Below are 19,907 nucleotides of genomic sequence, written 5' to 3' on the forward strand. Positions count from 1 at the left end.
GAGACGGTCTGCGTCAGGCCTGACGTCGATGGCATCGCGTGAATGCCGAAACAAGCATGCGTTGAGCCTGTCGAAAGGTTCAGCATGACGGGGGAAGGGCGACCGCCTACATCCGTACCGTGCCAAAGACGAAACAGCCCCCCGGCCTCCCCACCCGCCAGCAGATCCTCGACTTCATCGCCTCGTCCGAGGTGCCCGCCGGCAAGCGCGAGATCGCGCGCGCCTTCGGCCTGCACGCACAGGACAAGATCGCGCTCAAGGCGCTGCTCCACGACATGGCGGACGAGGGGCTGATCGACAGCGCCCCCGGCCGTGCGTTTCATCAGATGGGCGGGCTGCCCAAGGTCACCGTGCTCCGCGTCGCCGATGTGGACGAGGGCGGCAACGTCTGGGCGGTGCCCGAGCGCTGGGAGGCCGAGGCGCCGCCGCCGCGCCTGCGGGTACGCGAGCGCAAGCGCGGCGCACTCGGCGTCGGCGAGCGTATCCTCGCGCGCACGGAGGAAGCCGGCAACGGCTGGATCGCGCACCCGATGAAGACGCTCGCGCCCGCATCCGAACAGATGCTGGGCGTGCTGCGACGCGACGGCGACCGCCTCTGGCTGACCGCGGTCGACAAGAAGGAGCGCCGTGAGGTGCTCGTGTCCGACGCGGGCGATGCCGCGCCCGGCGATCTGGTGCTGGCCGAAAAGGCCGGTCGCCCGCCGCGCATCACCGCGCGCGTGGTGCAGCGCCTCGGCGACCCCTTCGCCCCGCGCTCGTTCAGCCTGATCGCGATCCACAAGCTCGGCATCCCCGATCGCTTCGCGCAGGAAGCGCTGGATGAGGCGGAAAGGGTGGCGACGCTTCAAATCCTCCCCGGCACGGGGAGGGGGACCGCCGGCGCAGCCGGTGGGGGAGGGGGCGCTGCCACGAGCGGCACTGCTGATGGAGAGCCCCCTCCGTCACCCGCTGACGCGGTCGCCACCTCCCCGTCCCCCACCTCCCCGTCCCGAGGAGGATTGGAAAGAGAAGACCTCCGCCATCTGCCGATCGTCGCGATCGACCCCGCCGACGCGCGCGACCATGACGACGCGGTCTGGGCCGCGCCCGACGACGATCCGGCCAACGTGGGCGGCTGGCGCGCGCTGGTCGCGATCGCCGACGTCAGCTTCTATGTCCGCCCCGGATCGGAGATCGACCGCGAGGCGCGCAAGCGGGGCAATTCGGTCTATTTCCCCGACCGTGTCGTGCCGATGCTGCCCGAACTGCTGTCGGCGGATGTCTGCTCGCTAAAGGAAGGTGAGGACCGTGCCGCGCTGGTCTGTCACCTGCAGGTCGGCAAGGCCGGCGCACTCAAGAGCTGGCGCTTCACCCGCGCCGTGGTGCGGATCGCGGCCAATATCGCCTATGAGGACGCGCAGGCGATCGCCGATCAGTTCCTCACCGGCACGGAGCACCGGGTTGACCATGCCCCGCATGGTCAAGGATCGTCCGGGGGACGATCCGACCCGGCGCTGGGGACCGCCGGCGAAGCCGGTGGTGGAGGGGGGGGCGCCACTGGCGGTGCTCTCGCGGCGCCCCCCCTCCGCCAGCCTGTGGCTGGTTCCTCTCCCCGTGCGGGGGAGGATCTGAAGCAACCACTTCAACACCTCTGGTCCTGCTGGCGCGCGCTCGCGGCCGCCCGCGCCGCGCGCGCGCCGCTCGAACTCGACCTCCCCGAACGCCGCGTCGTGCTCGACGAAAAGGGCCGCATCCTCTCCGTCGCGCCCCGCGAACGGCTCGATTCGATGCGGCTGATCGAGGACTATATGATCGCCGCGAACGTCGCTGCCGCCAAGGCGCTGGAGGCGAGGAAGGCACCCGTGATGTACCGCATCCACGAGCCGCCCGCGCGCGAGAAGCTGGTCGCGCTCAAGGACTATCTGGAGACCTTCGGCATCCCTTTCGCGCTTGGTCAGGTCATCCGGCCGGCGACCTTCAACCACCTCATCGACCGCGTCGGTGACGCCGATTTCCGCCCGCAGGTGATGGAACAGGTGCTCCGCACGCAGACGCAGGCCTATTACGGCCCCGGCAACCACGGCCATTTCGGCCTCGCGCTCGGCTCCTACGGGCATTTCACCTCGCCGATACGGCGCTACGCCGACCTGCTCGTCCACCGGTCGCTGGTCAGCGCCTATGGCCTCGGTGCCGGCGGGCTCGGCGGCAACGAGGATTTCGAGGTATTGGGCACCAGCATCAGCGCGCTCGAACGCCGCGCGATGGAGGCGGAGCGCGACACCGTCGACCGCTACGTCGCCGCCTTCCTCGCCGAGCGCGTCGGCGAAGAGCTGGACGCACGCATCACCGGCGTGACCAACTTCGGCTTCTTCGCGACGGTGGAGGGGATCGGCGGCGACGGCCTCGTCCCCGTCCGCGATCTCGGCCCCGAATATTTCCGCTTCGACGAAACCACGCGCACGCTGACGGGCGAGCATAGCGGCGACCAGTTCGTCCTCGGCCAGCGCCTGCGCCTGCGCCTCGCGGAAGCGAACCCGGTATCGGGCGCGCTGCGCTTCGAGCTGCCGGAGGGACGCAGCCACGCCGACCCGCCCGCACATGGCCGCGCGCGCGTGGTGAAGCGGCGTGGCCGACCGGCCAACATCCGCCATCAGAGCAAGCGGAGATAGGCTCGCTCCAACGCCGTCGACGGTTGGTCGCAGGACCGATCCGGCTGTCCTACAGGCGTCCAATCACGATAGGCCGGCTCGACCACTCGGCCGGGTCCGACCGGTGCCGCTCCTTCTCATCGCCCGAATACCCGTCGCGCCTCGCCGCCCGATCGCGACGATGCGCTTTGGTGTAACCTTTGGTCACCTTTGGCGGTCAGCCGACCGTAAAGGTCAGCCCCGCCTTCGCCTGCAACCGGTCGGCAAGTCCCGTCCCGAGCAGCGCGCCGGCGGTCCATACGCCGCCCCGCCCGGTACCGCCGCCCTCGGCCAGCGCCAGCGCGGTCTCGGCGATCATCTTGCTGGTCGAGCCATAGCCCGGATCGCGGTCGCCGGTGACGACGCAGTCGATCCGCTGCTCGCCTTCCAGCCCGACGAACAGCAGGTCGTAGGAGCCGTTGTCGCGATCTTCCTTGCTCGGTCCCTCGCCCGGCTTCGGCCCCTTGTCACCGGCGAAGGGGTTGATCTTCGCGATCGCCTCCGCCGCCGCCTTGGCCATGTCGCCGACGCCCGGCGCCACCATCATCTCGTCGTAGCGGAAGTCCTCGCCATAGGGATGGCCGAGCAGGAAGTTGGTGCGATGGACGTTCTTGGTGTTGATCGGCGCCATCACGAACGGCGCCACCCAGGCGCCGAGCGTCGAGTCGTATTCGGGGATCAGCCCCGTCGGCTGGTGCGGCCCGCTGAAGCCCGGCGTCAGCGCGAAGGGGCTGGCGAGCAGCTTGAGCAGGCTCGGCTCCTTCGCCGCCGCCGCCAGCGTCGCCTTCAGGCTCGCCGCCGTGCCGCCGGAGAAACCGCCCTGCATCTTGCGGACGCGGCCCTTCACGCGCGCCGCGGGCTTGCCGAACCGGACCTTTGCGGCCTCCTGCAGCTTGAGCACGCCCAGATCGAACGGGATCGAGTCGAACCCGCACGAGAACACGATCCGCGCGCCCGTCCGCTGCGCCTCCTGATGATGCGCGTCGATCATGTGGCGCATCCATGCCGGCTCGCCGCACAGGTCGACATAGGCGGTCCCCGCCGCGGCGCAGGCGCCGACGAGGGCCGAGCCATAGAGCTGATACGGGCCGACGGTGGTCAGCACCACCTCGGCGCGCGCCGCCATCGCCTTGAGCGAGGCAAGGTCGTCGGCATCGGCGACGATCAGCGCCAGGTCGGCGGGCGCGCCGATCAGGTCGCGGACCTCGGCCAGCTTCGCCGCCGACCGCCCCGCCATCGCCCAGCGGGTGGCGCCGGTCTGCGTCAGATACTCGGCCACCAGCCGCCCGGTGAACCCGGTCGCGCCGTACACGATCACGTCGAAGTCCCTGGCCATCTTTACTCTCCCTCGTCATCCCGGCCTTGAGCCGGAATCCCGCTGTCTTGTCGAGGTTGGAGAAGAAGCGGGACCTCGGGTCAAGCCTGGGGTGACGAAGCGCTATGCCGCCTCGTTGAACTGCAGGCTGGCGAGCCGCTGGTACAGCCCGCCGCGGCCGATCAGCTGCGCGTGGGTGCCCTCCTCCACGATCCGGCCGCCGTCCATCACCACGATCCGGTCCGCCGCGCGCACCGTCGCCAGCCGGTGCGCGATCACCAGCGTCGTGCGGTTCGCCATCAGCCGCTCCAGCGCCGCCTGCACCAGCCGCTCGCTCTCCGCATCCAGCGCACTGGTCGCCTCGTCGAGCAGCAGGATCGGTGCGTCGCGCAGCAGCGCGCGCGCGATCGTCAGCCGCTGGCGCTGCCCCCCCGACAGCCGCGCGCCGCCCTCGCCCATGAAGGTGTCGAGCCCCTGCGGCAGCGCCCGCAGGAAGCCCGCCGCGTTGGCCGCCTCCGCCGCCGCCCACACCTCGTCGTCGGTCGCGTCCCACCGCCCATAGCGCAGATTGTCGCGCGCCGACGCGGCGAAGATCACCGTCTCCTGCGGCACCAGCGCGATCCGCGCGCGGACCGCCGCCGGGTCGGCATCGCGCAGGTCGACGCCGTCCAGCGTCACCCGCCCGCCCTCCGGGTCGTAGAACCGCTCGGCAAGCTGGAACAGCGTCGACTTGCCCGCCCCCGACGGCCCGACCACCGCCACCGTCTCGCCGGGCGCGACGCCGAGCGACAGCTTGTGAAGCGCCGATACTTCGGGCCGTGACGGATAGCGGAACGTCACATCCTCGAACGCCAGGCTGCCACGCGCCGGCTCGGGCAGCGCCACCGGCCGTGCGGGCGCGGCGATCTCCGGCGTCTCGGCGAGCAGCTCGGCCAGCCGGTCGGCCGCCCCCGCCGCGCGCAGCAGGTCGCCGTACACCTCGGTCAGCGCGCCGAACGCGCCCGTCACCAGCCCGGCGGTGAAGATGAACGCGGTCAGCGACCCGCCCGACAGCCGCCCCGCCGCGACGTCGGCGACGGTGCTCCACAGCAACAAAGTCACCGCCCCGAAGAGCAGGCCGATGACCAGCGCCGTCATCCCCGCACGGATGCGGATGCGGCTCTTGGCGGCCTCGAAGCTGCGATCGACAGCGTCGGCGAAGCGCGCCTGCTCGCGGCCTTCCTGTCCGAACGCCTGGACGACCTTCATCGCGCCCAGCGTTTCGACCGCCATCGCGCCGATGTCGGCGATGCGGTCCTGGCTGGACCGCGAGTGGGTCCGCACCCGCCGCCCGAGCAGCACCATCGGCAACACCACGATCGGGATGCCCAGCAGCAGCGACCCCGCCAGCTTCGGCGCCAGCGCGAACAGCGACGCGATGCCGCCGATCCCCATCAACAGGTTGCGGAGCGCGACGGAGACGGTGGTGCCGACCGCGATCTCGATCTGCGCGGTATCGGCCGTCAGTCGTGAGGCGACCTCCGACGGGCGGTTCTCCTCGAACCAGCGTGGCGCCAGCCGGAGCAGATTGGCCTGCACCGCCATCCGTACGTCGGCGACGGTACGCTCGCCCAGCCACGACACGAAATAGAAGCGCAGCGCCGTCGCCACCGCCAACACCGCGACCAGCCCGAACAGCCCGTAAAAGGCGCGGTCGATGTGCGAGGTGTTGGTGCCGTGCGCGAAGCCCTGATCGATCACCGAGCGGAAGGTCCACGGAATCGCCAGCGTCGTCGCCGACGTGACGACCAACGCCCCCATCGCGATCGCCAGCTGCCCCGGATAGCGCGACGCGAAGCGCCAGACGATGCCGAGGCTGCCTAGTCGTCGCCGTGGCTCGCGAGGCGGGACGGGATCGGTGGCGACATCGGGCATGACCCGCGCCTAGCAGGCGGCCGATGACGCCTCAACATTGCTGCGCGTGCGAAGGATTAGCTAGGTTTCAATCAGGAACGCGGTATGTCGTCGGCCATGCTCTACGATATCTATGATTTCCAGCGCTCGATGCTGGCCAATGCAGGCACGATGGCGGGCTGGGGCGCGGACATGCTCAACAACCCGGCCAATCCGTTCGCCTATCTCGGCGGCGGCAACGTCACCGCCAGCGCGCTGGAGGTGTTCGCCCATGCCGCCGCGCCGCGCGGCAAGCCGGCCTTCGGGCTGGACGAGACGGTGGTCGATGGCCGCACCGTCGCGGTGACCGAAGAGATCGTGCTCGCGCGTCCCTTCGGCAACCTGAAACGCTTCCGCCGGGAAGGCATCGAGGGCGGGCCGAAGCTGCTGATCGTCGCGCCGATGTCCGGGCACTACGCGACGCTGTTGCGCGGCACGGTCGAGCGCATGTTGCCGACCGCCGACGTCCACATCACCGACTGGGCCGACGCCAAGCTGGTGCCGCTGAGCGACGGCCGCTTCGACCTCGATGATTACATCGACTACCTCGTCGCCTTCCTGGAAGCGATGGGACCGAACGAGGGGCAGGGGGGCAGCCATATGCTCGCGGTCTGTCAGCCGTCGGTGCCCTGCTACGCCGCCGTCGCGCTGATGAGCGCCGACCGCAATCCGTGCCGGCCGAAGACGCTGACGATGATGGGCGGCCCGGTCGACACCCGCGAAGCGCCGACCGCGGTCAACACGCTGGCGACGAAGCGGCCCCATGCCTGGTTCGAGCAGAACGTGATCGTCACCGTGCCGATGAGCTATCCGGGCGCGGGGCGAAAGGTCTATCCGGGGTTCCTGCAGCTCGCCGGGTTCATGTCGATGAACCTCGGTAATCACATGGTCAGCCATTGGGAGATGTTCAAACATCTTGTCCGCGGCGACGGCGAGAGCGCGGACATGACCAAGGACTTCTACGAGGAATATCGTTCTGTCTGCGACATGACGGCGGACTTTTATTTGCAGACGATCGACGTGGTGTTCCAGACGCACGCGCTGCCCAACGGCACGATGCGGCATCGCGGGCGGCTGGTCGACGCGGGCGCGATCACCGACGTGGCGCTGCTCGCGATCGAGGGCGAGCGCGACGATATTTCCGGGCTGGGCCAGACCCGCGCGGCGCTGACGCTGGCGACCGGCTTGTCGGACGAGAAGAAGCGATATTTCATGGCGGAGGGTGCCGGCCATTACGGCATCTTCAACGGCTCGCGTTGGCGGGACAAGATCGCCCCCGTGGTCGAGGACTGGATCGCGACGCACGCCTGATCGCTGCCTGCGAAGGTTGCTTTCTCTAATAGTCAGTAGGCGGTGGGCATCACACCCACCGCCCATCATGCTGACGCCTCCCCCCCCCCGGCGGGAGAGAGGCGTTGGTTCAGGCGACCGAGTCCACCACTGCGTGGCTCGACGATTCCTCGCCCTTGATCGTGCCGCCGAACAGCATCTTCAGGCGGCCCGAAATCGAGACGTCGGTCTCCCACAGCTCTGCCGAACTGATGTCGAAGCGGTTGAGCCGCGCGTCCGCCTTGCCGTTGGGGAACCAGGCGTCGACGCGATTGTCCCACAGCTTGTCGAAGGTCGCCATGTCGGTCTCCTCGCTGACGGTGCCCATCAGGCAGGCGAAGAAGTCGTGACCTTTGCCGACGAACTGCGCCATCGCCTCGCCGCCGGCGGCGATGCGGTTGTCCTTGCCGGAGAAGATGAACAGCGTGTTGGGCTGATCGTCGTCGGTCTTGACGTTCATCGGCTCCGAATGCTGCCCGTCTTCCAGCCCGATCATGATGAAGGGGCTGTCCTTCAGCTTGGCCAGGAACTTGTCGGCGACTTCCTGGGGCGTGTCCTTGTCGGCCATCGATCGGTACTCCTTTGATTGGGTCCGTCACGTAACGACGCAGATTGGACTTGGTTGCGGCTCTGGAGGGGGACCGAGCCGGGTCAAGGAGCCGGTGTCGGTTCGGTCGTGCGGCATCACCGCCGCAGCAATCGCGGGAGCAAAGCGTCGACGGCGGTGCAAACCATGAAAGGGATAGTCGGTGCCAGCCATCGGGCCGGCGAATGACAAATCGGCCGGGAGCAGCGGCTTCCGAGACATCCGCGTCGGCTGCGATCCGCTGCGCAATGCGGATCAATCAGCATCGGACCCGCCAGCGCCTAGCCGACCTCGCGCGCCGCTACGCCACCGCTACGTCGATGATCGGGGCGCTTCGGGAGCGCGGCGATCCACATCGATAAGACCCGTCGCAAGTCGGGTGCCGGCAACCGTGCCCTGCGGTGGCGCGAAACCGTGCCCGGTTAGGGTTAGACTGAGCCGGCAGCGCGGGTCCGCCTCCCCCCGGAGCGGGCCCGCGCGCCGGGGGTCAGGCGGCGGCCAGACCCACCCGTCCCGCGACGCGCCGCCGCCGCATCGCGCCGCCCGCCAGGCCGAAGCCGGCGATCATGAACGCCCAGCTCGACGGCTCCGGCACGCCGCTGAGCGTGCCGGGCGACAGGATCAGCGACAGATTGTCGAGGTAACCGTCGTTGGCGGTGCCGGCCGTCCGGGTGAACGACACGGTCAGGTCGGCGAACCGGCTGCCGATCGGCACCAGGCCGGAAGCGTCGCGGAACAGAAAGCCGGTCCGGTCGGTGCGATCGCCCGGCGTCACGGTGGTCAGCGATCCCGCGCCCAGCGTCGCTTCGGCCCCGCTCAGGAAGGCGAGCGCGACCGTGGTGAAATCACCTTGGCTCGAATAGCCGCCGAGCAGGGCGCTGAGGTCGTAGGTGGTGCCGCCCGCGTCGATGGCGGTCGCGCCGCCGCCCAGCCCGATCCGCTGCGTGACGGTGGTCAGACCGACATTGCCGCCGCTGAAGAAGTTGAGGCCATTGGCGGCCGTCACCCCGAGATCGCTCGGGCCCGGATAGCCGTCGCCGGCGTCGTAGCGGACGACGGCGACGCCCCCTGCCGTGGTGGTGAACCCCGGTGCGCCGGTCGCTTCTCCTCTGCCCCCGACCGAGGCCTCCGCCCCGCCGTTGACGACCAAGTTGGTGCCGAACACCTGCGCCCCGGCCGGCGCCGTCATCAGCAATGCGGCCGCCGCCGCCATTCCCAGGATCTTCATGCTCGACACTCCCGTCGCGATTACGGGAGTGTCCATCGGCCCAGGAACAGTCGACGGCTAGCTGACGAATCCGCTAGGTCAGAGGACCTCGAACAGCCCCGCCGCGCCCATGCCGCCGCCGACGCACATCGTCACGACGACATATTTCGCGCCACGGCGCTTGCCCTCGATCAGCGCGTGGCCGGTGCAGCGCGCGCCCGTCATGCCATAGGGGTGGCCGATCGAGATGGAGCCGCCGTTGACGTTGAGCAGCTCGTCGGGGATGCCGAGCTTGTCGCGGCAGTACAGCACCTGCACCGCGAACGCCTCGTTCAGCTCCCACAGCCCGATGTCGGCCATCGTCAGACCGTTGCGCTCCAGCAGCTTGGGGATCGCAAAGACGGGGCCGATGCCCATCTCGTCCGGCTCGGTGCCCGCCACCGCCATGCCGACATAGCGGCCAAGCGGGGTCAGGCCGCGGCTGGCGGCGAGCTTTTCCTCCATCAGCACGCTCGCGGACGCGCCGTCCGACAGCTGCGACGCGTTGCCGGCGGTCACGGTGCCGCCTTCGAGCACGGGCTTGAGGCTCTGCAGCCCTTCCAGCGTCGTGTCGGCGCGGTTGCCCTCGTCCTTGGCGAGCGTCACCTCCTTTTGGGTGACCTCCTTGGTTTCCTTGTTCACGACGTTCATCGTCGCGGTGACGGGCACGATCTCGTCGTCGAATTTTCCGGCCGCCTGCGCGGCGGCGGTGCGCTGTTGCGACTGGAGGCCATAGGCGTCGCACACGTCGCGGCCGATGCCATAGCGCTTCGCGACCACTTCGGCGGTCTGCAGCATCGGCATGTAGATGTTGGGCTGCATAGCCAGCAGCTCGGGGTCGCCGCCGACGCGCATCTGCGGCGTCTGCACCATCGAGATACTCTCGACGCCGCCGCCGATCGCCACATCCATGCCGTCGACGATGATCTGCTTGGCCGCCGTCGCGATCGCCATCATGCCGGACGAGCACTGCCGGTCGATCGACTGGCCGGCGACCGAGCTCGGCAGGCCGGCGCGGAGCAGCGCGGTGCGCGCGATGTTACCGCCCTGAACGCCTTGCTGAAGCGCGGCGCCGAGTACCACGTCCTGCACCTCTGCGCCGTCGATCCCGGCGCGCTCTACTGCGGCCCTGATCGCATGGCTGGCGAGCGTGGGAGACGGCAACGCGTTGAACGCGCCGCGATAGGCGCGGCCGATGGGGGTGCGGGCGGTGGAGACGATGACGGCGGAACGCATGGGGTGGCAGTCCTTTTCAGGCCAAAGGTAACGAAAGGTAACGCCCCCGCGCCCGTACACGCGCACGATCGCGGGGGCGGTCGGTCATACGAAAATCTGGTTGATCCATTCGGCGATCATCGCGGGCTTGTCCTGCCCCTCGATCTCGACGGTAAACTCGTTGGTCTGCTGGAACTGGCCGGGCCGCTTCTCGTCGAACTCGATCAGCTTGAAGCGGCCGCGCACCTTCGATCCGGAGCGGACGGGGGTGAGGAAGCGAACCTTGTTGCCCCCGTAATTGACGCCCATCTTCACGCCTTCGAGCCTGGGCGCGTCGGCGACCTTGGACGACAGCAGCGGCATCAGCGACAGCGTCAGGAAGCCGTGCGCGATCGTGCCGCCGAACGGCGTCATCTTCGCCGCCTCGGGATCGATGTGGATGAACTGGTGATCGCCGGTCGCGTCGGCGAACTTGTCGATCATCGCCTGCGTGACCTCGACCCACTCGCTGACCGTCTCCTGGCCCACGCGGCCCTTCATTTCCTCGACGGTGATCGTGGTCACGGAGCAGTCCTTCCGGCAAGCGTTTCTCCCGCCCTCTAGCCACGTCAAATCCAACACCGCAAGCTAAACCGAAACCTCCAACACGGCGCTTAGCAGCGGTTACTGTCGATGTAGGCACCCGCGTGCAGCCCGAACCCGATGTTCTAAACCCGCCCTCACGCTTGGATGAAGGCCCTATCGGGCGTCGCATTTCCGTAGGGAGGGATTGCGTTGCCGTTTCCCTCGGGGCAGCGTCGGTGGACCAACCGGGGGGTGATGACATGCGACTTACGTTGACGGCTCTGCTGCTGCTTACGGCCACGCCGGCACTCGCGCAGCATCGGCCGAGCCAAGCGCAGGTTGCGACGATCGAGCATGGCCTGCGCCCGCAGTCGGGCGACATCGCGCTCCCGCAGGCGGGCGCGACGCTGCATCTGGGCAAGGACTTCTATTTTCTCGACGCCGCGCAGGCGCGCCAGGTGCTGACGGAGCTGTGGGGCAATCCGCCCTCGACCGCCGACGGTGTGCTGGGGCTGGTGATGCCGGCGGGCAAGTCGGTGATGGACGAGACCTGGGGCGCGGTGGTGACGTTTCAGGACTCGGGCTACGTCACCGACGACGATGCGAGCACCGCCGACTATGACAAGATCCTGACCCAGCTGCGCGAGGGCGAGGCCGAGGAGAACGAGCAGCGGCGCGCGCAGGGCTATCCGGGCATGCACCTGATGGGATGGGCGCAGCCGCCGTCCTATGATCGTGCGACGCATGCGGTGATCTGGGCGCGCGACCTGAAGATCGACGGCGCGTCGGCCGACAGCCTCAACTACGACGTGCGCGTGCTGGGGCGAAAAGGCGTGCTGAGCCTCAACATGCTGTGGGACATGCCGCATCTGGCCGAGGTCAGGACCGCGGCGGCGACGTTCGGGCGGACCGCGCAGTTCACGAGCGGGCAGGCCTATACCGATTTCGACGAGGCGAAGGGTGACAAGCGCGCTGGCTACGGCCTCGCCGGGCTGGTCGCGGCGGGCGTCGGCGTCGTGGCGGCGAAGAAGCTGGGGCTGATCGCGCTGGCGCTCGGCTTCGGCAAGAAGTTCCTGGTGCTGTTCGCCATCGCCGGCGCGGCGATCTCGCGGTTCTTCAAGAAGCTGTTCGGGAAGAAGGACGAGGGCCGGGACGCCGCCTCTTCGTGAGCTTCGTCATGCCGATGGTGGCGTAGCCGCCGGGCTGGTCGGGGCCGGCCATCCGGAGGTGGCGACCGCATCGCGTGGCGCCGAGAACTCGGTCTGGGTCGGATAGGCCAACGCGATACCTTCATCGTTCAGCCGCTTGATGATCGCAATGCCGACCGTGTGCCGCGCGTCGAAGAAGTCGGCGAAGGCGGCGGTGGGGGAATCGAACTCGACGTCGAAATCGTAGGACGACGCGCCGAACGCCATGAAGCCCGCGCGCACGAAGCTGCGGCCGTCGGACTCGACCGCCTCCTTCATCATCTGTGGGATCGCCTGCAGCTGCTCGACCGGGGTCCACTGCACGACACCGAGCGTGAACTTGACGCGGCGATAGTCGCGCCGGGTGATGTTCTGGATTTCCTTGTCGAGCAGGTTCTTGTTGGAGATGATCCGCTCCTCGCCCGTCGCCGAGCGGATGCGGGTGCTCTTCAGGCCGATCGATTCCACCGTGCCCGTCGTCGTGTCGTAGGCGATCGTATCGCCGCGCCGGAACGGGCGGTCGAAGATGATCGCGAGTGCTGCAAACAGGTCCGCGAAGATGCCTTGCGCCGCCAGACCGATCGCAATGCCGCCGACGCCCAGCCCCGCCACCAGACCGGTGACGTTGACGCCGAGATTGTCGAGCACCACCACCAGCGCGATCGCGAACAGCGCGAAGGTGACGAGCAGGCGGATGATCCCCATCGCACTGGTCAGCGCCTCGCCATGATAGTTCTCGGCGGAGGTGCGGTGCTCGATCCCGCCAAGCACCAGCTCGCGGACCCAGATCGCGACCTGGAACACCGACGCGACGGTCCACAGGAAGTTGATCGTCTTTGCGACCTCCGCCGGGGGTGCTGCAAAGGCGAAGGTGTCGCCGACCAGCTTGGCGGCGAGCATGACGATGAAGAAGTTGTTGGTGCGGACCAGCGCGCGGCCGATCACGACGCGCCAGTCGACCGAGCCGGGGTTGCGGTCGCACAGCCGCCGTGCCCAGCGGCGCAGCGCGTGCAGGCCGACGACGATGACGGTCGCGATCGCGGTAGCGATGATGATCTGCAGCCAGTGGCTGGTCAGCCAGGCGGCGGTGGCGGCAAAGAAGCTCTGTGCCTGGTGACCGACGTCGTCGGCCTTGAAGATCGGTTTGCGCGTGGCGGCGGCGATGGCCGCGGTGTTGCTGATGTTCATACGTCCAATTCTGTTCGGTCAGGCGGCGGCTTCGGCGGCCTCCTTGGCCGCCGGCACCACGTCGCGCTCCAGGAACGCGATCAGGCCCCGCTCTTCGCGCGAAAGCCCTTCGATCCGGCGTGGCAGTTGCAGCGCGCGCCTGAACGCAGCCTGATCCTGCTTGACCAGATCGATCAGGTCGGGATGGACATAGGATTTGCGCGCGATCGCAGGCGTGTTGCCGAGGTCGGCGGTCACGGGTTCGAGTACCTGCTTCAGCGTCAGCGTCGCGTCGGCCCCCGCCAGCGCCTCGTAGGCGAGGAGGCTGGCGCCCCAGGTGCGGAAGTTCTTGGCGGTGAAATCGCCGCCGGTCGCCTCCTTGATATAGGCGTTGACGTCGGACGAGGTGACGGGGTGCGCCTCGCCCATGTCGTCCAGCCAGGCGAACAGATGCTGTTCGTCGAGGTCGCCCGCCGCCTTGACGAAGCGCGCCAGCCCCTTGTCGGTGACGGCGGTGTTGCAGAGCTTGCCCGACTTTGCCTTGAACTGGAGCTTCAGCGTGTCGCCGCGCACCTTGCCATGCTCCATCCGCAACGTCGTCGCGCCGTAGCTCTCGTTTGTTTCGGCATATTCCTCATTGCCGACGCGGATGTGCGTGGTGTCGAGCAGTCTGACGACAGCGGCGACGGCGCGCTCCTTCGTCAGTCCGCGCTTGGCGATGTCGGCTCCCACGCGCTTGCGGAGCTTGGGCAGGACGTGGCCGAACTCGGCGGTCTTTTCGTATTTCGCGGCCTCCTGCTGCTCGCGGTAGCCGACGTGGTAGCGATATTGTTTGCGGCCCTTCTCGTCCCAGCCGACCGCCTGGATATGGCCGTTCGTCTTGGGGTTGAACCAGGCGTCCTTGTAGGCGGGTGGGAGGCCGATCGCGTTGAGCCGGTCGATCTCCTCGCGATCGGTGACGCGCTCGGACTTCGCGGTCCAATAGCCCCAGCCGTTGCGGACCTTCTTGCGCGTGATGCCGGGCTTGCTGTCATCCGAGTAGACGATTTTGGTGGCCATGGCCGGGCAATGCGCGGACCGGCGGAATCGTTCCGATGGGCAGGGGCGGCGGGAAGCGGTTAACGATCCGGATCGGGACGTCCCGATCCGGGACGCTGCGCGGCGTCGCGTCCGCCATGTCACGGTGGCAGCGGGGTCGGATCGTCGTCCGGAGTTCCGCTCATGCGCGCTTTGCTGCTGCTCGCCCTGATCCCTGCCATCGGCGCCGCGCAAGAATCGGCGGCGCCGTTCAGCGTCGGCGGACGCGGCTTCGCGACGTTGCAGGAGGCGGTGGGCGCGATCGGCGACGGCGAGGGCACGATCCGCATCGCGCCGGGCACCTATCGCCAGTGCGCGACACAGGAAAAGGGACGGATCGCCTATGTCGCGGACCAGCCCGGCACCGTCGTCTTCACCCGCGTGCCGTGCGAGGGCAAGGCGGCGCTGGTGCTGCGCGGGCGCGGCGCGTCGGTCGACGGCATCGTCTTCAGCCATCTGGAGGTCCAGGACGGCAACGGCGCGGGCATCCGGCTGGAAAAAGGGTCGCTGGCGGTTACGCGCGCGATGTTCCTCGACAGCCAGTCGGGCATCCTGTCGGCGGACGACGCGACCGGCACGATCAGCGTCGACCATTCCACTTTCTCCGGGCTCGGCAAGGACCCGACCGGCAACGGCGCGCATGCGCTTTACATCGGTCATTACGGCGCTCTGCGCGTCGTCGCCTGCCGCTTCGAGCGCGGCACCGGCGGCCATTATCTCAAGGCGCGGGCGCTGCGCGTGGAGGTGCTCGACAACAGCTTCGACGATACCGCGGGGCAGCATACCAACTACATGATCGACCTGTCGAACGGCGCGCTCGGGCGGATCGCGGGCAACGAGTTCGTGGTCGGGGCGAACAAGGACAACCATTCGACGCTCATCACCGTCGCGCCGGAGGGGGCGACGAACGATTCAACGGGGCTGGTGGTGGAGAACAACCGCGCGCGACTGGCACCGGGGGTGGATTATCGCCCCGTTCTGGTCGGCAACTGGTCGGGCGAGGCGGTGGTGATCCGCGGCAATCAGCTCGGCGCCGGCATCACCCCGACCGCGCGGCGCTGGCTCTAGGCGGCGAGACGCGAGCCCAGCCGCGCGGCGAGGTATTCCAGGCACGCGATGCGGCGGTAGAGGCCGCTGTCGGTGACGTGATCCATGCGAAAATAGCGGCGCATCGCGGGGAAGTCAGGGTCGATCACGCGGTGCATATAGTCGGGAGAGAGCAACCCGCCATGCTCGTCGCCCAGTGGCCGCAGCCGGCGCTGGATCGCGTAGCTGCGCTGCCGCAGCCAGATCGGGCGGATGCGCGTCGACCATTCCTGCAACCGGTGCCGCCGCGAGGGCGAGCCGGCGAAGTCGTGACCATAGGCGGACGGATGCGCGGCGAGCGCAGGGTCGATCGCGGCAAGCAGCTGCGCCTCGAACCGCCCGGCGCGCTTGAGCCCGACCGGCAGCGTCATCGCGTCGGCGACGACGCCGTGATCGAGGAACGGCATCAGATAGGCGCCGTGCCGCGCCTCCATGCTGATCTCCCGCCCGAACAGCGCGCCGCAGCGGATACGGGGATAGATCTGTTCGATCACCTGGCGCGGGATCGGGCGGTCGACGGGCAGATCGACCGCGTGCGCGATCTTCGCCGCCAGCCGGTCGAGGAACACGCGGCCGTCGAACATCGCGGTGGCGTCACCGGCGACGAAGCGCGCGAAGAAGGTCGCCGCCACCGCGCGCGCGGTGCGTGGCCGGTCGGCGAGGTAGAAGAAGTCGCGATAGATCTCGCCGCATCCGCCCGACGCCGCCAGCCTTCCGCCGGCATGACGTGCCTCCAGCGCGGCGGTGTTGCCGCCGTTGTCGAAGATGTTGCCGTAGTTTGGCAGCGCGTCCCCCCGGTCGAACTCGGCGGCGACGTGCGCGGGAAAGGCATCGGGGGAGAGCGGCGCGCGGCCCTTTTCGATCCACTCGACGGGCGTGCCCTCCGCCGCGCCGATCGCCTGCGCGATGGCGACGTCGGCGCTGCCGGGCGGGCCGTAGACATAGAGCGACGGCGACGCGCCCGCCGCACGCAACGCCGCGAGCAGCAGGCGTGAATCGAGACCGCCCGACAGCGGACATTGAATGCGGTCGCCGAACGCCGCGACATGCGGCGCGACGATCGCGTGCAGCCGCGCGCGCGCTCGCTCGGTTCGTTCGGGCATCGGCAACGTGTCGGCGGTGCGGGGCAGCGGCTTGGCGACCGCGTGATAGCGGACGCCGTCGGGCAGCAGCTCGGCGATACGGTCGGGGCCGAGCGCGTGCAGCCCCGCGAACACCGTGTCGCCGCCGATCGGCGCGACGTTGAACGCGAACTCGTAGACACCCTGCGGATCGAACGCGACGCGGGGCAGGGCGTGGAGCGCCGACAGCAGCGAGGTCGAGAACAGCCGGCGGCCGCTGTCGTGGAGCAGCTGGAACGCGCCGAAATAGTCGGTGAACAAGAAGGTCCGTCCGGCGCGCCGCAGCAGCACCGCGAACTGGCCGCCGAGACGGCTCCAGTCGAGCCGCAGCGGGTCGATGTCGTCGATCAGCCGCTCCAATGCGGCTCTCCCCATCAGCCGGTCAACGACGATCGTTCCCGCCACCGCGCACAGATCGTCGCCGCGCGCGAGGAAGCCGTCCGGCCCGCCTAGGATGAACGGCGCGTGCAGCCCCTGCCAGCCCGGCAGCGCGATCGGCGTCGTCGCGGAAAAGCCGTGCGCGGTGAACTGCGCGACGGCGCGGGGCAGCGCATCGGCGGTCAGGTCCGGCGCGGTCGTCGAGGCGAGGAAGAGGCCGCCCATCAGCCCGCTTGCCCGGCGGGCATCAGCGTCGGACGCGCGCGGACGCGGCCGGCGAAACTCTCCGCGCGGCCCTCGCGCGCGCGGCGTGTCAGATAGGTGTCGAGGCCGATCTGTACCGCCAGCAGCTGATACAGGAACGGGTTGAAGCCGATACCGACGAACGCGCCGCCGAGCAGGTAAATGAGCTGTGCGTGCTGCAACGAACCCGCCAGCGCGCCGCCCCAGCGCAGCGGGTCGTCTGCCGCGCGATGACGGCGGCGCAGCACCTCCATCCGCACCACGCCGGCCAGGTTGATGGCGAGCCACAGGAACAGGCCGGGCCAGCCCTGTTCGCCTAGCAGCTCGAAATAGCTGGAATGATACGCGCGCGCCTTGTCGACCGTCAGCTTGCGCTCGACGGTGGCGACGTTGCCCGCCGACGCCACCGCGACGGTGTCGTATCGCAGGTTGTTCTGAAGATAGGCGTTGAAGCCGCCGCCGAACGGGTGCTGGCCGACATAGTCGAGCGTCCACGCCCACACCGCGAGGCGTGTCGAGGCGGACTCGTCGCCCTGATAGGTGCGGATCGTGTTCATCCGCGCGGTGTAGGCGGACGGCAGCAGCGGCACGACGACCAGCGCCGCCGCGCCCAGCGCGCCGATGTAGAGGAAGCGTCGCTTCACGTCGCGCAGCATCAGCACCGCGAGCAAACCGATACAGAGCAGCCCGGTGCGCGCCGAGGTGCCGACCGGGATCAAGAGGCACGCGAACGCCAGCGCGCCCGCGAACACCCGCACCCGCCAGTCGGTGCCGAACACCGTCCCGAACCGCGCCAGCCACAGCACGACGGGGATCATCGCCACCGCCACGGCGGAGATGATGCTGCCCTCGTACAGGCCGGTATTGTCGCTCACCATCAGGTTGAGCTCGCCATAGCCGCCGCCCGACGCCAGCGTCTTGATGCCGCCGACGATCACGATCGACGACACCGACAGCGTCATGAACAGCAGCAGCGACTCGATCCGCAGGCGCGTCCGCAGCGTCAGCGGCAGGAAGGCGCCGAACGCCAGCGACTTCCACACCCACGCCCATTTGTCCGCTGCCTCGATCGGGAAGTCGGCGGTCAGTGTGGTGGCGCCGCAGTACAGCAGCAGCAGCAGGATCGCGGCCTGGCGCGGGGCGAACCGGACGTCGCGCTTGTCGTCGGTGAGCAGCCAGCCGCCGACCGCCAGCACTACCGCGATCAGCGAGATCGGGATCGCGTTGAGGAGGTAATAGGTCAGCCGCTGCGGCGAGACGATGTCGATATAGATATAGACGAGCACCAGCACGAACGGTCGCCGGAAGCCCAGCCCGAACAGCGCGCCCAAAAAGGCCAGAAAGGCGAGGTCACGCAACCGGCGGGACCTTCTTCGGCGGCAGCGTGTCCTCGCGATCGAGATCGGGCCGGCGCATCAGCCGCCACGCCACGAGCAGCAGCAGACCGTGGCTGACCGCCAGCGCGAAATCGTCGATCATGTCCGCACGCCCCGCATGACGGGGCGCTTAGCGGGGCGGGGTTGCGGCGCGGTTAAGCCGAAGCTGCCGCGCCGCTATCGCTTACCGGGCCGGCGCCTCGCTGACCCGCAACGTGTACGCGCCCTGATCGGTCAGGCTGGCGGCGCGGATCTCGACCGTGCCCTCCTTCGCGAAGGTGAGCGCCAGACGCGAGTTGAGCGACTGCGGCCGCGTGCGGTTCGCCGCTTCCGGCTCGGCATCGTCGTTGGTGGCGATCTGCACCGGACCCAGCACCGTATCGCCCATGACCAGCAGCAGCGAATCGAAGTCGGTCGACGCCATGTCGATCACCACCCGCTGCCCGGCCCGCCCGTGCAGCGTGTACCCATCGTAGAGGCGACCCTCGTCGTTCATCTCCGCGTCGGCACCGAGACGCCCCGTCACCGGCATTCCCACCGCGATCGGCACCGCCGGGCGCGCGACGGTCTGGCGCAACGATACCGCGAGCGCGAACTTGCCCTTGCCGCCCAGCGTCCGCGCGACCAGCGTGTACGTGCCGGTGCGCGCGATGCGGCGGACGATCCGCGCGTTGACGCTCTCGCCGCCATCGTCGTCCTCGGCGATCTTCTCGCCGCCCATCCGCAATTCGAGCACGGGGTCGGCTTCGGCGTCGTCGGCGGAGGTCTCGGCGATCAGCCGGTCGCCTTCGGTCGCCTGAAAGGTGAAGCGGCAACCGGTGCCGCACTGCGCCATGTCGACCGGCGTCGGCTGACCGGCGTTCGGCACGATCGGCCGGATCGGCGGCACGACGGGGGCGGGGGCCGCGACGACCGTGAGGTCGTAGGCAACGTCGCCGACGGCGGCGCTGCTCTCCGTCATCGCCCCTTCGCCCTGCTCGCCGTCGGACGGCACGTCGCTCGATCCGCTCCGGCTGACGCCAATCTGGTAGAGCCCGGCGCGTTCGGCCTGGAAGACGAGTTCCGCGACCGTGCCGCCGCCGCTGTCGTCGTCGTCGGCGAGCGGCTCGGCGCCGGTCGGGCCGTAGAGCTTGAGTTGCGCGTCGAAGTCGCGACCGCGGGCGGTGATCCGCACCGTCTGACCGGCGGCGAGCCGCAGCGCGTGCCGGGTCTCCGCACCGTTCAGTCGTCCTTCCGTGACCCGCCCGATCTGGACGGCCTGCGATCCGGCCCGGTTCGGTGCCCGGTTCTGCGCGTGTGCGGCGGTCGCGAGTGTCAACGCGGCGATCATGGCCATCCGGCCGGTAGTATTTCGCATCAGTCCCCCTGTGTATCGCGCCGAAGCCTAGGCGTGCAGGTGGCGGATGCAAGCCCGTGCGG

16 protein-coding genes are annotated in these 19,907 nt (G+C 69.0%); 4 read left to right on the forward strand and 12 right to left on the reverse strand.

Features of this window, described 5'->3' with window-relative positions:
* The first annotated feature begins 119 nt into the window (after positions 1–119).
* Positions 120–2,648, forward strand: coding sequence for a ribonuclease R family protein (locus tag ACOFKS_RS14205; RefSeq protein ID WP_419809914.1), 2,529 nt, complete (start codon positions 120–122; stop codon positions 2,646–2,648).
* A gap of 196 nt (positions 2,649–2,844) precedes the next feature.
* Here ACOFKS_RS14205 and ACOFKS_RS14210 read toward each other — a convergent pair whose 3' ends face one another.
* Together ACOFKS_RS14210 and ACOFKS_RS14215 are read right to left on the reverse strand one after the other, a co-directional pair.
* Positions 2,845–4,002, reverse strand: coding sequence for a saccharopine dehydrogenase family protein (locus tag ACOFKS_RS14210; protein WP_419809915.1), 1,158 nt, complete (start codon positions 4,000–4,002; stop codon positions 2,845–2,847).
* A gap of 102 nt (positions 4,003–4,104) precedes the next feature.
* Positions 4,105–5,895 (reverse strand): ABC transporter transmembrane domain-containing protein, encoded by a 1,791-nt coding sequence (locus ACOFKS_RS14215; protein WP_419809916.1) that lies wholly within the window; start codon positions 5,893–5,895, stop codon positions 4,105–4,107.
* 96 nt (positions 5,896–5,991) lie between these two features.
* Between ACOFKS_RS14215 and ACOFKS_RS14220 the strand changes: the two genes are divergently transcribed.
* Positions 5,992–7,224 carry a polyhydroxyalkanoate depolymerase gene (locus ACOFKS_RS14220; RefSeq protein WP_419810170.1) on the forward strand — a complete coding sequence of 411 codons (1,233 nt, stop codon included), beginning with the start codon at positions 5,992–5,994 and terminating at the stop codon, positions 7,222–7,224.
* 109 nt (positions 7,225–7,333) lie between these two features.
* Here ACOFKS_RS14220 and ACOFKS_RS14225 read toward each other — a convergent pair whose 3' ends face one another.
* The 4 genes from ACOFKS_RS14225 to ACOFKS_RS14240 form a co-directional block, all read right to left on the reverse strand.
* Entirely contained in the window at positions 7,334–7,810 is a 477-nt protein-coding gene (locus tag ACOFKS_RS14225; RefSeq protein WP_419809917.1) for a pyridoxamine 5'-phosphate oxidase family protein, read from the reverse strand.
* A gap of 505 nt (positions 7,811–8,315) precedes the next feature.
* Positions 8,316–9,056: a PEPxxWA-CTERM sorting domain-containing protein gene (locus tag ACOFKS_RS14230; protein ID WP_419809918.1), complete on the reverse strand. Its 741-nt coding sequence runs from the start codon at positions 9,054–9,056 to the stop codon at positions 8,316–8,318.
* Between the two features lie 78 nt (positions 9,057–9,134).
* Positions 9,135–10,310, reverse strand: a complete 1,176-nt coding sequence (locus tag ACOFKS_RS14235) for an acetyl-CoA C-acyltransferase (protein WP_419809919.1) — start codon at positions 10,308–10,310, stop codon at positions 9,135–9,137.
* An 84-nt stretch (positions 10,311–10,394) separates the two neighbouring features.
* A complete protein-coding gene (locus ACOFKS_RS14240) occupies positions 10,395–10,853 on the reverse strand; it encodes a MaoC family dehydratase (protein ID WP_419809920.1) in 459 nt (152 codons plus the stop codon).
* Between the two features lie 260 nt (positions 10,854–11,113).
* Here ACOFKS_RS14240 and ACOFKS_RS14245 point away from each other — a divergent pair, with 260 nt between their 5' ends.
* Positions 11,114–12,022 (forward strand): DUF2167 domain-containing protein, encoded by a 909-nt coding sequence (locus ACOFKS_RS14245; RefSeq protein WP_419809921.1) that lies wholly within the window; start codon positions 11,114–11,116, stop codon positions 12,020–12,022.
* Between the two features lie 6 nt (positions 12,023–12,028).
* Here ACOFKS_RS14245 and ACOFKS_RS14250 read toward each other — a convergent pair whose 3' ends face one another.
* Positions 12,029–13,228: a mechanosensitive ion channel family protein gene (locus tag ACOFKS_RS14250; RefSeq protein ID WP_419809922.1), complete on the reverse strand. Its 1,200-nt coding sequence runs from the start codon at positions 13,226–13,228 to the stop codon at positions 12,029–12,031.
* Positions 13,229–13,246: 18 nt separating this feature from the next.
* A complete protein-coding gene (locus ACOFKS_RS14255; RefSeq protein WP_419809923.1) occupies positions 13,247–14,266 on the reverse strand; it encodes a DNA topoisomerase IB in 1,020 nt (339 codons plus the stop codon).
* A 162-nt stretch (positions 14,267–14,428) separates the two neighbouring features.
* Between ACOFKS_RS14255 and ACOFKS_RS14260 the strand changes: the two genes are divergently transcribed.
* A complete protein-coding gene (locus tag ACOFKS_RS14260; RefSeq protein WP_419809924.1) occupies positions 14,429–15,352 on the forward strand; it encodes a right-handed parallel beta-helix repeat-containing protein in 924 nt (307 codons plus the stop codon).
* On the opposite strand, the gene ACOFKS_RS14265 is transcribed toward ACOFKS_RS14260, so the two are convergent.
* The 4 genes from ACOFKS_RS14265 to ACOFKS_RS14280 all read right to left on the reverse strand — a co-directional run bounded on the left by ACOFKS_RS14265 (position 15,349) and on the right by ACOFKS_RS14280 (position 19,845).
* A complete protein-coding gene (locus tag ACOFKS_RS14265) occupies positions 15,349–17,094 on the reverse strand; it encodes a hypothetical protein (protein ID WP_419809925.1) in 1,746 nt (581 codons plus the stop codon). The two genes, ACOFKS_RS14260 and ACOFKS_RS14265, sit on opposite strands and share 4 nt — an antisense overlap.
* Positions 17,094–18,470, reverse strand: coding sequence for a DUF5935 domain-containing protein (locus ACOFKS_RS14270; protein ID WP_419809926.1), 1,377 nt, complete (start codon positions 18,468–18,470; stop codon positions 17,094–17,096). Before ACOFKS_RS14270 ends, ACOFKS_RS14265 begins: the two co-directional genes overlap by 1 nt.
* Positions 18,463–18,591, reverse strand: coding sequence for a hypothetical protein (locus ACOFKS_RS14275; RefSeq protein ID WP_419809927.1), 129 nt, complete (start codon positions 18,589–18,591; stop codon positions 18,463–18,465). The genes ACOFKS_RS14270 and ACOFKS_RS14275 overlap by 8 nt, the downstream gene beginning before the upstream one ends.
* An 81-nt stretch (positions 18,592–18,672) precedes the next feature.
* A complete protein-coding gene (locus tag ACOFKS_RS14280; protein WP_419809928.1) occupies positions 18,673–19,845 on the reverse strand; it encodes a PPC domain-containing protein in 1,173 nt (390 codons plus the stop codon).
* Positions 19,846–19,907: the final 62 nt, after the last annotated feature.

This window comes from Sphingomonas sp., from assembly GCF_965200135.1.
Classification (GTDB): Bacteria; Pseudomonadota; Alphaproteobacteria; order Sphingomonadales; family Sphingomonadaceae; genus Sphingomonas.